Consider the following 13,909-nt stretch of genomic DNA (forward strand, 5'->3'; position numbering starts at 1 on the left):
TCGTTGGAATGATGGCCCGCATGCCGGCTCACGCGACACTGGATTCGGTTCGTATCGTCCAGCACGGCGCGGAGCTGCACGTGCACGGCTGGGCCGCCGGGACCGAAACGCTCGGCCCGGTGGTCCACCGGGACACCCCGCAGGAGTGGGGTGAAGCTGTCCGGGGTGACGCGCAGCAGCCGCTGGACGCCCGGGCGGTGGCCCTGGCCTGCTGCGGGCTGCTCCTCGTGGCCGGCTGGTCCTTCGTGCCCGGCCTGCGGCAGGGGGTGTTCCTCGGCGGCACCGTCGCCATCCTGCTGATCTTCGCCGTCGCCCTGTGGTTGCGGCTGCGGGTGGTCGGCGCGGGCCGGCGGGCCCGTGCCCGGCTCCGGCAGACCGGCGACTTCTACCGGCTCGTGGGGGCCGAGCAGCAGGAACGGCTCCGCAAGCTCCTGGAGACCGTCGAGAGCCTGGACGACATCGTGGCGCAGTTGCACCGCTGCCAGGCCGGGAGCCACCGGCCGATGGTGGATCTCGCCGATCTCCGGCGGGCCGCCGCCCGGGCCCTGCTGACCGTGGCGGCGCAGCTGAGCATCCTCGAATCCATCGGGGCGCAGCGACGCAGGACCATCGCCACGGTCAAGCGGGCGCGGGCCCTCGACCCGGCCCTGCGGACCAAGGTCGCGCAGGCCGACGCCGCGCTCGACCGCAGCATGAGACTGGTGGAGGAGGAGATGAAGCCGGTCGTCCGGGACCTCAAGCAGATGACCGCGCTGGCCGGCGACATGCTCGACACCTGGCGGTACCAGATCTGGAAACGGGCCGAGGAGGAACGCGCCCACCGCGTGCTGCGCGACGCCTGGACCGTGCTGGACGACACGGCGGACGCCGAGGAGCCGGCCTCGGACCGGGACTGGCGCGGCGAGATCCAGGCGACGATGCAGGCCCTGCGGACCCTCATCGAGCAGTACGGCCCTGACTTCCTGCCTCCCTCCGACTACGCCTGACCGGTCCGGCGCTCAGCTCAGCGTGAAGGTCACGTCGTCCACGTCGAACGAGGTGACGCCGTTGCCGGCGGTCTCCGAGGAGAAGAAGCTGACCGACGCGGCGCGTTCGGTGGTCGCCGTCCCGGTCGAGCTGCTGTGCTGCTGCCACTGCGGGGAATGGTCGTAGGACAGCGAGAAGACGGTCTTCGGCGGCGTCCCGGTGACGGACAGCCCGACGTTGAGGTAGTCGCCCCGCATGGTCTCGGTGGTGGCCGCCCGCGCCCAGAACGAGACCGTGAGGTTGCACCCGGCGGGCACCGTGACAGCGCCACGCAGCGAGTCGGTGCGGGTGACGTCCAGACCGGCAAAGGTCGCGTACGCCCGGCCGGCGTGCGCGGGCCGCGCCTGGTCGCCGAGGACGACGATGCGCGGCCCGGCGGTCCAGCCGGTGGTCCCGCGTTCGAACCCGGGGTTCGGATGGACCTGGCCGGAACACGGTGCGGCCGACTGCGCCTGGTGTCCGTAGGAGGCGCTGCCCGTCGCGAGGAGCAGCACGGCGACGGCTGAGACGGTGGTGACAACGGCTTTCATGAATCCTCCACTGTCGAGAGATTTGAGTCTATCGATGGATGGAGGTGTCGCGCTGCCCCAGCTGGTCGCGGCGGCGGGACAGATAAGCCGTCTCCGCCGTGTTGCCCGCCAGCTCGATCGCCCGGTCGTACGCCGCCCGCGACTGCCCGCTGCGGCCCAGCCGGCGCAGCAGGTCGGCCCGCGTCGCGTGGAAGGCGTGGTAGCCGTCCAGCTTGTCCCCGAGACGGTCGACGTCGGCCAGGGCGACCTCCGGGCCGTCGAGCTCGGCGACCGCGACCGACCGGTTGAGCCTGACCACCGGCGAGGGGTCCAGACGGACGAGCAGGTCGTACAGGGCGACGATCTGCGACCAGTCGGTGGCGCGCGCGTCGGAGGCGTCGGTGTGCACCGCGTTGATCGCGGCGAGGATCTGGTAGCGGCCCGGAGCCACCCCGGTCGCCAGCCGCTCGCGCACCAGCCGATGACCCTCCGCGATCAGCGCCTTGTCCCAGGCGCCGCGATCCTGCTCGTCGAGGGAGACCAGCTCGCCGCCCGCCGAGACCCGTGCGGTCCGCCGGGCCTCCGTGAGGAGCATCAGCGCCAGCAGGCCGGCCACCTCGCCGTCGCCCGGCAGGAGTTCACGGAGCACCCGGGTCAGCCGGATCGCCTCGGAGGTCAGCTCATGGCGTACCGGAGGGGTGTCGGGGCCGGTCGCCAGGTAACCCTCGTTGAAAACGAGGAAGAGGACCGCGAGGACGCCGGACACCCGGGCCGGCAGGTCCTCGGCCGACGGCACCCGGTAGGGGATGCGGGCGGCCTTGATCTTGGCTTTGGCCCGGGTGATCCGCTGGCCCATGGCGGTCTCCTGCACCAGGAAGGCGCGGGCGATCTCGGGCACGGTCAGACCGCCGACCAGGCGCAACGTCAGCGCGATGCGGGTCTCCGGCGCCAGCGCCGGGTGGCAGCAGGTGAAGATCAGCCGGAGTCGCTCGTCGTCGATGGCGCCGGACGGCCCGGGCGGGTCGTCGTCGTGGAGCATCCGGGCCTCCTTCTGCTTGTCGTCGCGTTTGCTCTCGCGCCGGATCCGGTCGATGGCCTTGCGCTGGGCCGTCGTGGTCAGCCAGGCGCCCGGATTGGGCGGCACGCCGTCGGCCGGCCATCGCTCGACGGCGGTCGCGAACGCCTCGGCCGTCGCCTCCTCGGCGATGTCGAGGTCACCGAAACGCCGGGCCAGGGCGGCGACCACCCGCGCCCACTCGCCGCGGTGCGCCCGGGTGATCGCCGTGGCGATGTCGTCGCTCACAGGAACGGCCGGACCTCGACCTTCCGGTTGCAGGCCCTGGACCCGCCGGCGGCGAGCTCGAGCGCCACGTCGAGGTCGGGGGCCTCGAAGACCCAGAAGCCGGCCACGTACTCCTTCGTCTCCACGAACGGTCCGTCGGTGACCATCCCCGCGTCGTCCCGGTTGTCGATGACGGTCGCCGAGTCCGGTGACGCGAGCCCGCCGGCGAAGACCCAGTGACCCGCGGCCTGAACCCCGGCGTTGAAAACGTCGATGGCGGCCATCTCCTCGTCGGTGCCGGAGTTGGACTTGTCGTCGATCACGGAAACCAGGTATTGCATCAGACCTTCTCCCTCTCACCCGGCCGCCCTCGCGGGTGGCCCTTCACCCCTGCAACGAACGCCGCCACCCCGATCCGACACCGTCGATGGATCTTTTTCCAGGCTTCTCGTACGGCCACTATCGTCGTCGGATGAGCGACTCCGCACCGCACCCGGTGATCGTCGACTGCGACCCGGGACACGACGACGCCCTGGCCCTGCTGCTCGCGGTGGGTGATCCCCGGCTGCAGCTGCTCGGCGTCACGACCGTCGCCGGCAACCAGACCCTCGAGAAGACGACCCGGAACGCGCTGAGGATCCTGGCGCTGGCCGGCGCGGGTGAGGTTCCCGTGGCGGCGGGCTGCGACCGTCCGCTGGTGGGTGAGCTCACCGTCGCCGAGGACATCCACGGCGGGTCGGGGCTCGACGGGCCCGACCTCGACGTCCCGGTCGCCGCGATCGCGGACGTGCACGGGGTCGAGCTGATGCGGCGGCTGATCATGGGCTCGGCCGGACCGGTCACCGTCGTCGCCACCGGCCCGCTGACCAACGTCGCGCTGCTCGTGCGGACCCATCCCGAGGTGCTGCCCCGCGTGCGCCGGATCGTCTTCATGGGCGGCTCGACCGAGCGGGGCAACACGACGCCCTACGGCGAGTTCAACATCGTCACCGATCCGGAGGCGGCCGACATCGTCCTGCGGTCCGGTGTGCCCCTCACGATGATCGGGCTGAACGTCACACACCAGGCTCTGGCCACCGAGGAGATCATCGCGGAGTTCCGGGGGCTGGGCACCCGGCTCGGCGTCGTCTGCGCGGACCTCATGACGTTCTTCGCGAGCACCTACCTCCGGGTGTTCGGCTTCGAGCACCCACCGGTGCACGACCCGGTCGCGGTGGCCGCCGTCATCGACGCGTCGATCGTGCGGACCGTCGCGGCGCCCGTCGCGATCGAGCTGACCGGCACACACACCCGCGGTGCGACAGTGGTGGATCTCCACCGCCGCACCGGTGAGGCCCCGGACGTCGACGTCGCGGTCGGGCTCGACGTGGACGCCTTCTGGCGGCTGCTCATGGCCGCGGTGCGCAACGCCGGTCAGACGCCGAGCTGATAGCCCCCGGAGACCTCGATGTCCTGGCCGGTGATCCAGCGGCCGTCGGCGGAGACCAGCACGGCGATCGCCGCGGCGACGTCCTCCGACTCGCCGATCCGGCCCAGCAGGACCTTCTTCCCGAACTCGGGGATGAGGTGCGCGTACGTCTCGAAGGCGTTGTCCCCGATCCCGGTCCGCGTCGTGCCGGGTGAGATCGTGTTGACCCGGATGCCACGCCCGGCCAGTTCCACGGCGAGGTACCGGGTCAGCACGGCGACAGCACCCTTGTTGGCGGCATAGGCGGCGTAACCACCCCCGCGTTCCGTGCCGTTGGACCGGGCGCTGGAACTGCCGACGTTGACGATCGCCCCGCCGTCGGCCAGCAACGGCAGCAGCTTCTGGGTCAGGAAGAACGGCCCGCGGAACAGCACGCGGGACATCATGTCGAAGTACTCCTCGGTGGTCTCGGCGAACGTCATGCCTCCACCGACACCGGCGTTGTTGACCAGCGACGTGAACCGGTCGGTCTCCCACGTCGATGACAGGGCGTTCCGCACCTCATCGACAAAGGCCGGGAAAGTTGTGGTGTCACCGAGGTCGAGACGTACCGCAACCGCGGCACCGCCGTCCTTCTCGATCTCGGCGACGAGCCCGGCCGCGGCCTGCTCGTTGCCGCGATAGGTGAAGATGACACCCTCACCGCGCTTCGCCAGCTCGACCGCGGTCGCCCGTCCGATCCCGGAACTGCCCCCGGTGACAATGGCGATACCCATGGTGTTCTCTCCCTGTCGACGAGTACGGCGAACCCCGTCAACGCTAGGGAAACGACGGGCTCTCCGGTCCGCCAGAACTCCCGACCTCTTGCCCGATCCTCTCCGCGAATCGATGGGGGTTCTGTCAGAGACTCCCTCAGCGCGGGGCAGGGGTGTTTGCTGGAGTCATGCGTACAGCGAAGCTGGGTGACCTGGAAGTGGGCCGGATCGGCCTGGGGACGATGGGGATGTCGCACGGGTACACCGGTGCCGGCAGTGATGACGCGGAGTCGATCCGCACCATCCACCGGGCGATCGACCTGGGTGTCACCCTGATCGACACCGCGGAGGTCTACGGCCCGTTCGTCAACGAGGAACTCGTCGGCAAGGCGCTCGCCGGCCGCCGTGACCAGGTTGTCCTCGCGACCAAGTTCGGCCTGGTCTCGCACACCGGGGCCGGGAACGCCGACAGCAGCCCGGACAACATCCGTACCGCCGTCGAGGGTTCCCTGCGGCGGCTCGGCACCGATCACATCGACCTCTACTACCAGCACCGTGTCGACCCGAAGACCCCGATCGAGGACACCATGGGTGTGCTCGCGGAGCTGGTGCAGCAGGGCAAGGTCCGCCACATCGGCCTGTCGGAGGCGTGGATCGACACGGTGCGCCGGGCCCACGCCGTGCACCCGGTCACGGCCCTGCAGTCCGAGTTCTCCCTGTGGACCCGCGACCAGGAGGAGATGCTGCCGGTGCTGCGTGAGCTGGGCATCGGCCTGGTGGCGTACTCGCCGCTCGGCCGGGGATTCCTCACCGGTGCGCTGCGGTCGGTCGCGGACCTCGACGCCCTCGACGACTCCGACTTCCGCAAGAACAACCCGCGGTTCACCGGGGAGAACTTCGAGCGCAACCTGCGCCTGGTCGACGGGGTCCGGGCGGTCGCCGACCAGGCGGGCGCGACCGTGGGCCAGGTGGCGCTGGCGTGGCTGCTCGCCCAGGGCGACGACATCGTGCCCATTCCCGGCACCAAGCGGGTGAGCCGGGTCGAGGAGAACGTCGGGGCGGACGCGGTCGAGCTCACCCCGGAGCAGGTGGCCACCCTGACCGCGCTGCCCGCGCCCGAGGGCGGCCATCACACCGAGGACCAGATGCAACTGATCGAACGCTGACCAGCAGCTCGGTACCCTAACCGGGGGGTGCTGCCGCTCCCCGCCACTATCTCAGGAGTCGAACATTTCTACCGTTTCCGCCATCATTGCCCCGTCGGCGACCGAACCTCTGGTCCGTGGCACGGTCGAACGCCGCGACGTCGGGCCGAAGGACGTGCTGATCGAGATCGCGTACGCCGGCATCTGCCACTCCGACATCCACACCGTGCAGGGCGACTGGGGCAAGGTGCCCTACCCGCTGACCGTCGGCCACGAGATCGTCGGCACGGTTGCCGAGGTCGGCGCGGAGGTCACCCTGCACAGCGTGGGTGACCGGGTCGGCGTCGGCTGCATGGTCAACTCGTGCCGCGAGTGCGACAACTGCAAGGCCGGTCAGCAGCAGTACTGCCTGCAGGGCAACACCGGCACGTACGCCGCGGTCGACCGCGACGGCACCGTCACCCAGGGCGGGTACTCCACGCACGTGGTCGTGGTCGAGGACTTCGTGCTGCGGGTGCCGGAGAGCATCCCGTACGAGGCCGCCGCGCCGCTGCTGTGCGCCGGCATCACGACGTACTCGCCGCTGGCGCACTGGAACGCCGGGCCCGGCAAGCGTGTCGCCGTGGTCGGGATGGGCGGCCTGGGCCACATGGCCGTCAAGATCGCGCACGCCATGGGCGCCGAGGTCACGGTGCTGTCGCAGACGCTGGGCAAGAAGGACGACGGCCTGCGCATGGGCGCCGACCACTACTACGCGACCAGCGACGCGTCGACCTTCGAGGCCCTCGCCAACACCTTCGACCTGATCATCAACACGGTCAGCGCCAAGGTGGACCTGAACGCGTACCTCGGCCTCCTGCGACTCGACGGCACGCTGGTCAACGTCGGCGCCCCGCCGGAGCCGCTGCCGGTCGGCGTCTTCACGCTGTTCGGCAACCGCCGCTCGTTCGCGGGCAGCAGCATCGGCAGCATCGGCGAGACCCAGGAGATGCTCGACTTCTGCGCCGAGCGCGGCATCGCCCCCGAGGTCGAACTCATCAACGCCGACCAGGTCAACGAGGCGTGGTCGCGGGTGCTGTCCTCGGACGTGCGCTACCGCTTCGTGATCGACATCGCGACCCTCAACTAGTACCCGACGGCGAGCCAGGTGCGGTGGGTGGCCGGCTTGTCGATCTCGTCGGCGAAGGCGATCGCGTAGTCCTCCACACCGAGCACCGAACGGCCCTGGTCATCAGTGACCAGGGCCGTGGTGCTCGTGCGGTACGCGCCCGTGCGGGTGCCGGGCTGGTGCGGGCCGAAGTTCGCCGCCGGGACGAGGGAGAACCAGTCGACACCGGTGGGCGCCGAGCCGAGGATCTCCAGGACGCGCGCGTGGGCCTCGGTGCGTGGCAGCAGCCAGGCGGGAAAGCCGGGGGTGTCGGCCAGCCGCGGTCCGCCCTCGACCATCGGCAGGACTGACGAACCGCCGACCACTCCCAGCCGGGCTCCGGACGCTACGGCCGCGCCGAGCAGGGCTGTCACATTCTCGTCCGAAGCCGGCAGCGCCGACACGATCACGTCCGCGCCGGACGACACCTCGGCGACAAAGGCGGGGTCGAGCACGTTCCCGGCCGCGGTGGGGGAATGCCGCGCGACGGCGGTCACCTCGTGGCCGCGGGACGTGATCTCGCGGACGAGTGCGCTGCCGACAAATCCGGTGCCGAAAACGACGATCTTCATGCTGCCCTCACGGTTCTTCCGGGGTACCCGGTTCCTTGAAGGAACCGTGCCGATTTATCCTGAGCCGGACCGATCGAGGGGTCAATAAGGCACATGGAGGTAACCGTGAGCAGCTGCGACGTCCGCGAAGTGCTCGATCTGGTCGCCGACAAGTGGTCACTCTTCATCGTGGCGAACCTGAGCGATGGCCCGCGACGGTTCACCGAGCTCAAACGCGCCGTCGACGGGGTCAGCCAGCGCATGCTGACCGTCACCCTCCGCCGCCTCGAACGCGACGGCATCCTGCTCCGGACGGTCCACGCGGTCATGCCGCCCCACGTCACGTACGAGCTCACGCCGCTGGGCACGAGCCTGTTGCACGCCGCCGCGCCGCTCATCGCCTGGAGCAACGGCAATCTGGAGCAGGTCGCGGCCGCTCGTGCCGCCTACGACGCGGGGTAGGCGCGGAGGAATGCGGCGACGCCGTCGGTGATGACGTCGGGGTCGGCGTGGCCCGGCCGGTCGGCGATCGAGTCGAGCGCGAGGCCGATGGTCAGCGCGGTGAAGTGGCGGGCCGCGAGGCGGGGGTCGGGGGCGTGGAGCCGGCCCTCGGCGGCCAGTTCGGCGAAGCGGTCCTCGAGCATCCGTTCCGGCCGGTTGCGGACGTCGTCGGGCAAGCGGGGGACCGGCCGCTGCTGTGCGTTCAGCCGCCGGAAGGCCGTGTAGTCGGCGGACGGGAAGGTGCTCGTGGCGATGCGGCCGGCGAACGAGGTCAGTGCCTCGCGCAGTTCGCGGCCCGGTGTCAGCTCCTCGTCGATCGCGGCGCGGACCATGCCGGTCAGGGCGTCGGTCACGCGCTCGAGCACGCGCAGGAAGATCGTTTCCTTGTCGCCGAAGTGGTCGTAGACGGTCCGTTTGGAGACCTGGGCGCGCGCGGCGATCGCGTCCACGCTCGTCGGGTCGTAACCCTCGGCGACGAACAGGGCCTCGGCCGCGTCGAGGATCGCCGCCCTCTTGCCTTCCGAGCGGCGGCGCCGCCCCGGCGTCTGCACTTCCGCGATACCCCTGGACACCGTCTCAGCGTACGCTCAGCCGCCGTAATTCACACTCACCGGTGTACTTTCCACGACAAGGTGAGGGGCGTCGATGCGCATCGAAGCGCAAGTGCTGACCAAGAGGTACGGGACGCGGGCCGCGGTGGACGAGCTGTCCTTCGTCGCGCGGGCCGGCGTCGTCACCGGTTTTCTCGGGCCCAACGGCGCCGGGAAGAGCACGACGATGCGGATGCTGCTCGGGCTGACCCGGCCGACCTCCGGCACGATTACCATCGGGGGCCGGCACATCGCCGAGCTCACCGACCCGGCCCGCACGATCGGTGCGCTGCTCGACGCGCGGGCCGTCCACGCGCAGCGCACGGCGTTCGCGCATCTGCTGGCTTTCGCCCAGGCGGCGGGTCTCGGCCGCCACCGTGTCGACGAGGTGCTCGGCCTGGTGGGACTCGCGGACGACGCCGGCCGGCGTACGGGTGAGTTCTCCCTGGGCATGCACCAGCGTCTCGGGATCGCGACGGCGCTGCTCGGTGATCCCGCGGTGCTGGTGCTCGACGAGCCGCTCAACGGTCTCGACCCCGAGGGCATCCGCTGGATCCGCACGCTGATGCGGGACTTCGCGCGGGAGGGCCGCACCGTGCTGTTCTCCAGCCATCTCATGTCCGAGATGGAGCTCACCGCGGACAACCTCGTGGTGGTCGGGCGCGGCCGCCTCATCGCCGACGCCAGCCTCGACGACTTCGTCCGGGACCACACCACGCAGGCGGTCACGGTCCGCTCGGCGGCCGCCACCGAGCTGGCCCGGGCGCTGGACCGCGCGGGCATCAGCTTCACCGCCGGTCTCGACGACGCCTTTGTCGTCACCGGCGCCGACACCTCGGCGGTCGGCAAGATCGCTGCCGCCGAGGGCATCGCGCTCGACGAGCTCACCCGGGTCCGCGAATCGCTCGAGGACGTCTTCCTCCGGCTCACCCACGAAGGGCACCTGGCATGAACCTCCTCCGTTCCGAGTGGACCAAGCTCCGGAGTGTCCGCAGCACCTGGATCGCGGCCCTGAGCGCGGTGGCCTCCGCGGTGGCTCTGGGCTTGCTGGGAGCCTTCGACCTGTCGTCCGACGTCCCCGCGGGCTGGGATCCGACGGCCACGAGCCTGAAAGGGTTTCTCTTCGCGCAGCTGATCATCGGGATGCTCGGCGCGCTCAGCATCACCCCGGAGTACGCCACCGGCATGATCGGCACCAGCCTGGTCTTTGCGCCGGCGCGCTCCCGGCTGCTGGCCGTGAAGGCGGTTGTTGTCGCGGCGGTGGTGCTCGTCGTCAGCTTCCTCACGACCGTGTTCAGCTTCGCCGTGGTCCAGCTGAGGCTCCACAGTGCCGGTGTGCCCGCGGCGGGGCTCGGCGATCCCGGGGTGATCGGCGCGCTGGCCGGCGCGACGCTCTACCTGACGCTCATCGGCCTGCTCGGGCTGGCCGTCGGCATGATCGTCCGGTCCACCACGACCAGCCTCGCCGTCCTCGTCGGAGCGCTCCTGCTGCTGCCCGCTCTCGGCCCGGCGCTGCCCGGCGTCCTCGGTGGCTGGTTCGCGCACTACTGGCCGATCACCGCCGGCCAGTCGGCGTACGCGGTGGTGCGGGTGCCCGAGACGGTGACGCCGTCGCTCGGTCTTGTGATCCTGGCGGTCGCCGCCGCGGGCGTGCTGATCGCCGGCCAGGTAGTGGTCCGCCGCCGTGATATTTGACGGCAGAAAATGTCCGTACCTGTTTCTTTCTGTTGACATGACACATGCCCATGCTTGAATCTGGTCGTTACGTGTCGGTGATCGAAAGGAAACACTCGATGCCACGAACGCCCTTGCGACCACTTCTGCTAGCTGTCCTGCTGGTCGTCTCCGTCCTCTCGGCACCCGCCGGTGCCGCCTCCGCCCGGGAACGGGCACCCGAAGCAGCAGCGACTGTCCACGGTCTCAAGGGCGAGTACTTCCGGATGTCGGCGCCCGGCGCCCGCGACTTCGCGGAGCTCGGCGGCATCGTGCTGGACCCGAACATCGACCTGCCCGGCCTGGCCGGCACCTTCGAGTCGCTGACCGGACGCACCGAGCACACCACCGCCCGCTGGACCGGCAAGATCACGGCACCGGCCACCGGGGACTACACGTTCTCGATGATCGGCGACAACGGGTTCCGCTTCCTCGTCGACGACCAGCCCGTGATCGACCACTGGGTCCCGGACTGGGACGTCGAGCAGACCAGCGCACCCGTGCACCTGGTCGCCGGCGAGGCGCACACCGTCCGCATCGAGATGTTCCAGGACATCGGTGGCGCCAATCTCTTCCTGCGCTGGGCCGGCGCCGGACTGGCGAAGCAGCTCGTCCCCGAGTCGGCGTTCACACCGCCGGACGGCTTCCAGGTCTTCCCGGTCGGCCTGACGGTCGGCGCGGACGGCAAGACGCTGACCGCCGACTTCGACGCCAAGGTGGACGATCTCGGGCAGCTCGCGTCCCACCTCGTTGTCGAGGTCGACACCACGCCGTTCCCGATCAAGTCCGTGCGGCTCGACCGCCGCGACACCACCAAGGTCGTGGTCACCCTGGGCGAGTTCGTCCAGAAGGGCCAGCGGGTACGCGTCAACTACGACGGCACCGGCGGCCTGGTCGTCGGCGGTGAGACCGTTCCGCAGGTGGTCCGGTCGGCCACCAACAACTCCACGCACCGCCTGACCACGCCGTTCGGCGACAAGGTGAACCCGCGGCACCCGCTGCCGGAGTACCCGCGCCCGCAGCTGGTCCGCCAGGACTGGCTCAACCTCAACGGACCGTGGGAGTTCGCCGGCGCCGAGGCGGGGGAGCAGCCCGTCTTCGGCAAGAAGCTCGGTGAGCGCATCACCGTGCCGTACCCGGTCGAGTCGCAGCTCTCCGGCATCGAGCGGCGCGAGGACCACATGTTCTACCGCAAGCTCGTCAGTGTCCCGAAGGGCTGGGGCGGCAAGCGGGTCAAGCTGAACTTCGGCGCCGTCGACTACCAAGCGAAGGTCTGGGTCAACGGCAAGCTGGTCACCGAGCACACCGGCGGCTACACCGCGTTCACGGCCGACATCACCGACGCGCTCACCCGGCGCGGCCAGCAGGAGATCATCGTCGGGGTCACCGACGTCACCGGCCCGAACCAGCCCAAGGGCAAGCAGTCGCTGAACCCGGGCGGCATCGTCTACGAGCCCTCGTCGGGCATCTGGCAGACCGTCTGGCTGGAGCCCGTCGCCACCGCCTCGATCGACCAGGTCGTCTCCACTCCGGACGTGGCCACCGGCTCGGTCGTCGTGCAGGTCAAGTCGGCCTCGACCTCCCGCGTCACCGTCACCGCCCTGGACAAGAAGGGCAAGAAGGCCGGCACGGTCACCGGTGCGGCCAACACCGATCTCCGGCTCAAGATCGCGAATCCGCACCTCTGGAGCCCGGACGACCCCTACCTGTACGACCTCGACGTCAAACTGGGCAGCGACAGGGCCCGCAGCTACTTCGGTCTGCGCTCGGTCGCCGTGCAGAAGGTCGGCGGCTTCCCGAAGCTCGTCCTGAACGGCAAGCCGATCTTCTCGCTCGCCACGCTGGACCAGGGCTTCTGGCCCGACGGCCTCTACACCCAGCCCAGCGACGCGGCGCTGAAGTTCGACCTCGTCGAGACCAAGAAGCTCGGCTTCAACGCGGTCCGCAAGCACATCAAGGTCGAGTCCGCCCGCTGGTACAGGCACGCCGACGAACTCGGCCTGCTGGTCTGGCAGGACTTCGTCTCCGCCGACATCGACAGCCCGGCCGGCCAGCAGGCGTGGCTCAGCCAGGGCCAGGAGATGATGAAGCAGCTCCACAGCTACCCGTCGATCATCGGCTGGGTCGTCTTCAACGAGGGCTGGGGCGAGTGGAACAGGGAAGAGACCGGCCGCATCGCCGAGCAGCTCAAGGGTGAGGACCCGTCCCGCATCCTCAACGCCCACAGCGGCGTGAACTGCTGCTCGTCCAAGGGCGACTCCGGCAAGGGTGACGTGATCGACCACCACGACTACGTCAACAACGACCCGGCCTACCCGGACGCCACCCGCATCGCGATGGACGGCGAGCACGGCGGCTTCACCCTGCGGACCCCCGGGCACATGTGGCCCGGCCCGCCGGCCGCGATCTACAGCGGTGTCGCCGACAAGGCCGCGCTGACGGCCAAGTACGTCGACAACACCGAGCGCTTCTACCTCGAAGCCGCCGGCGCGGAGCTCTCCGGTTCGGTCTACACCCAGATCACCGACCTGGAGACCGAACTCAACGGTCTCTGGACCTACGACCGGCGCGAGATCAAGGTCGACCCCGCCCCGGTACGCGCGATCAACGCCAAGGTCATCGCCGCCGGCGCCGCCGCTGGTGCCGACGCGTCCTTCCCGGGCCGCGGCGACTGGAGCCTGGACGAGGGCACCGGCACGAAAGCCGCGGACAGCAGCGGAAGCGGCGCCGACCTGACGCTCGCCGGCAACACCGCCTGGGCACCCGGCGCCAAGGGTTCGGCCCTGAAGTTCGACGGTGACGGCGACTCGGCCGACACCGCGGCACCGGTCCTCGACACCACCAAGGACTACACGGTGTCGGCGTGGGTGACCCTCGACAAGCTGCCCGGCAACTACGCATCGGTGGTCAGCCAGGACGGCCGTGCCACGGAGAACCCGTTCTACCTCCAGTACGGCCAGGGCGCGTTCGCCTTCAGCACCCCCGGTGGCAACCGGGCACGGCTGGCGGTCACACCCGACCTGAACCGCTGGTACCACCTGACCGGCGTCCGCGACCACACCAGCGGCGAGGTCCGGCTCTACGTCGACGGTCAGCGCGCAGCCGCTGTCCCGGCTGGCCCGGACGTCATCAGCACCGGCCCGCTGTCGATCGGCCGCGCCAAGTACGCCGGTAACCGGACCGACTACTGGTCCGGCTCGATCGACCAGGTCCACGCCTACAACCGCACCTTGACGGACGCCGAGGTCGCAGCGCTCTACGCGGCCGAGAAGCCCTGACCTG

14 protein-coding genes are annotated in these 13,909 nt (G+C 70.1%); 8 read left to right on the forward strand and 6 right to left on the reverse strand.

Features of this window, described 5'->3' with window-relative positions:
* The first annotated feature begins 20 nt into the window (after positions 1 to 20).
* Positions 21 to 986: a hypothetical protein gene (locus AFR_RS15160; RefSeq protein ID WP_023361356.1), complete on the forward strand. Its 966-nt coding sequence runs from the start codon at positions 21 to 23 to the stop codon at positions 984 to 986.
* 12 nt (positions 987 to 998) lie between these two features.
* Here AFR_RS15160 and AFR_RS15165 read toward each other — a convergent pair whose 3' ends face one another.
* The 3 genes from AFR_RS15165 to AFR_RS15175 are packed head-to-tail and all read right to left on the reverse strand — an operon-like array spanning position 999 to position 3,161.
* Entirely contained in the window at positions 999 to 1,556 is a 558-nt protein-coding gene (locus AFR_RS15165; RefSeq protein ID WP_023361357.1) for a hypothetical protein, read from the reverse strand.
* A 28-nt stretch (positions 1,557 to 1,584) separates the two neighbouring features.
* The gene (locus AFR_RS15170; protein ID WP_023361358.1) at positions 1,585 to 2,838 is read right to left on the reverse strand and encodes an RNA polymerase sigma factor; all 1,254 of its coding nucleotides are present in this window, start codon (positions 2,836 to 2,838) and stop codon (positions 1,585 to 1,587) included.
* Positions 2,835 to 3,161, reverse strand: a complete 327-nt coding sequence (locus AFR_RS15175) for a YciI family protein (RefSeq protein ID WP_202964048.1) — start codon at positions 3,159 to 3,161, stop codon at positions 2,835 to 2,837. Before AFR_RS15175 ends, AFR_RS15170 begins: the two co-directional genes overlap by 4 nt.
* A gap of 128 nt (positions 3,162 to 3,289) precedes the next feature.
* Here AFR_RS15175 and AFR_RS15180 point away from each other — a divergent pair, with 128 nt between their 5' ends.
* Positions 3,290 to 4,246: a nucleoside hydrolase gene (locus AFR_RS15180; protein ID WP_041840883.1), complete on the forward strand. Its 957-nt coding sequence runs from the start codon at positions 3,290 to 3,292 to the stop codon at positions 4,244 to 4,246.
* On the opposite strand, the gene AFR_RS15185 is transcribed toward AFR_RS15180, so the two are convergent.
* Positions 4,231 to 5,001, reverse strand: a complete 771-nt coding sequence (locus AFR_RS15185; protein WP_023361361.1) for an SDR family NAD(P)-dependent oxidoreductase — start codon at positions 4,999 to 5,001, stop codon at positions 4,231 to 4,233. The two genes, AFR_RS15180 and AFR_RS15185, sit on opposite strands and share 16 nt — an antisense overlap.
* A gap of 167 nt (positions 5,002 to 5,168) precedes the next feature.
* On the opposite strand from AFR_RS15185, the gene AFR_RS15190 reads away from it, so the two are divergent.
* Both AFR_RS15190 and AFR_RS15195 read left to right on the forward strand, forming a co-directional pair.
* On the forward strand, positions 5,169 to 6,146 hold the full coding sequence (locus tag AFR_RS15190) for an aldo/keto reductase (protein WP_023361362.1): 978 nt from the start codon (positions 5,169 to 5,171) through the stop codon (positions 6,144 to 6,146).
* Positions 6,147 to 6,210: 64 nt separating this feature from the next.
* Entirely contained in the window at positions 6,211 to 7,254 is a 1,044-nt protein-coding gene (locus AFR_RS15195) for an NAD(P)-dependent alcohol dehydrogenase (RefSeq protein WP_041840884.1), read from the forward strand.
* On the opposite strand, the gene AFR_RS15200 is transcribed toward AFR_RS15195, so the two are convergent.
* A complete protein-coding gene (locus AFR_RS15200) occupies positions 7,251 to 7,844 on the reverse strand; it encodes an NAD(P)-dependent oxidoreductase (RefSeq protein ID WP_023361364.1) in 594 nt (197 codons plus the stop codon). The two genes, AFR_RS15195 and AFR_RS15200, sit on opposite strands and share 4 nt — an antisense overlap.
* A 105-nt stretch (positions 7,845 to 7,949) precedes the next feature.
* On the opposite strand from AFR_RS15200, the gene AFR_RS15205 reads away from it, so the two are divergent.
* Positions 7,950 to 8,285 (forward strand): winged helix-turn-helix transcriptional regulator, encoded by a 336-nt coding sequence (locus AFR_RS15205; protein ID WP_238547286.1) that lies wholly within the window; start codon positions 7,950 to 7,952, stop codon positions 8,283 to 8,285.
* On the opposite strand, the gene AFR_RS15210 is transcribed toward AFR_RS15205, so the two are convergent.
* On the reverse strand, positions 8,270 to 8,896 hold the full coding sequence (locus AFR_RS15210) for a TetR/AcrR family transcriptional regulator (protein WP_041840885.1): 627 nt from the start codon (positions 8,894 to 8,896) through the stop codon (positions 8,270 to 8,272). The genes AFR_RS15205 and AFR_RS15210 overlap by 16 nt on opposite strands.
* Before the next feature lie 73 nt (positions 8,897 to 8,969).
* Between AFR_RS15210 and AFR_RS15215 the strand changes: the two genes are divergently transcribed.
* From AFR_RS15215 to AFR_RS15225, 3 genes are all read left to right on the forward strand, one after another.
* Positions 8,970 to 9,866 carry an ATP-binding cassette domain-containing protein gene (locus AFR_RS15215; protein WP_023361367.1) on the forward strand — a complete coding sequence of 299 codons (897 nt, stop codon included), beginning with the start codon at positions 8,970 to 8,972 and terminating at the stop codon, positions 9,864 to 9,866.
* Positions 9,863 to 10,609 (forward strand): ABC transporter permease, encoded by a 747-nt coding sequence (locus tag AFR_RS15220; RefSeq protein WP_023361368.1) that lies wholly within the window; start codon positions 9,863 to 9,865, stop codon positions 10,607 to 10,609. Before AFR_RS15215 ends, AFR_RS15220 begins: the two co-directional genes overlap by 4 nt.
* 98 nt (positions 10,610 to 10,707) lie before the next feature.
* A complete protein-coding gene (locus AFR_RS15225) occupies positions 10,708 to 13,905 on the forward strand; it encodes a LamG-like jellyroll fold domain-containing protein (protein WP_041840886.1) in 3,198 nt (1,065 codons plus the stop codon).
* The last annotated feature ends 4 nt before the right edge of the window (positions 13,906 to 13,909 follow it).

Source organism: Amorphoplanes friuliensis DSM 7358 (assembly GCF_000494755.1).
GTDB classification, from domain to species: domain Bacteria; phylum Actinomycetota; class Actinomycetes; order Mycobacteriales; family Micromonosporaceae; genus Actinoplanes; species Actinoplanes friuliensis.

Bases quoted from the DNA above. Each gene is read 5' to 3' on its own strand.
- AFR_RS15220 (WP_023361368.1), top strand. From the start codon at position 9,863: ATGAACCTCCTCCGTTCCGAGTGGACCAAGCTCCGGAGTGTCCGCAGC.
- AFR_RS15225 (WP_041840886.1), top strand. From the start codon at position 10,708: ATGCCACGAACGCCCTTGCGACCACTTCTGCTAGCTGTCCTGCTGGTC.
- AFR_RS15165 (WP_023361357.1), bottom strand. From the start codon at position 1,556: ATGAAAGCCGTTGTCACCACCGTCTCAGCCGTCGCCGTGCTGCTCCTC.
- AFR_RS15160 (WP_023361356.1), top strand. From the start codon at position 21: ATGCCGGCTCACGCGACACTGGATTCGGTTCGTATCGTCCAGCACGGC.
- AFR_RS15180 (WP_041840883.1), top strand. From the start codon at position 3,290: ATGAGCGACTCCGCACCGCACCCGGTGATCGTCGACTGCGACCCGGGA.
- AFR_RS15190 (WP_023361362.1), top strand. From the start codon at position 5,169: ATGCGTACAGCGAAGCTGGGTGACCTGGAAGTGGGCCGGATCGGCCTG.
- AFR_RS15215 (WP_023361367.1), top strand. From the start codon at position 8,970: ATGCGCATCGAAGCGCAAGTGCTGACCAAGAGGTACGGGACGCGGGCC.
- AFR_RS15200 (WP_023361364.1), bottom strand. From the start codon at position 7,844: ATGAAGATCGTCGTTTTCGGCACCGGATTTGTCGGCAGCGCACTCGTC.
- AFR_RS15185 (WP_023361361.1), bottom strand. From the start codon at position 5,001: ATGGGTATCGCCATTGTCACCGGGGGCAGTTCCGGGATCGGACGGGCG.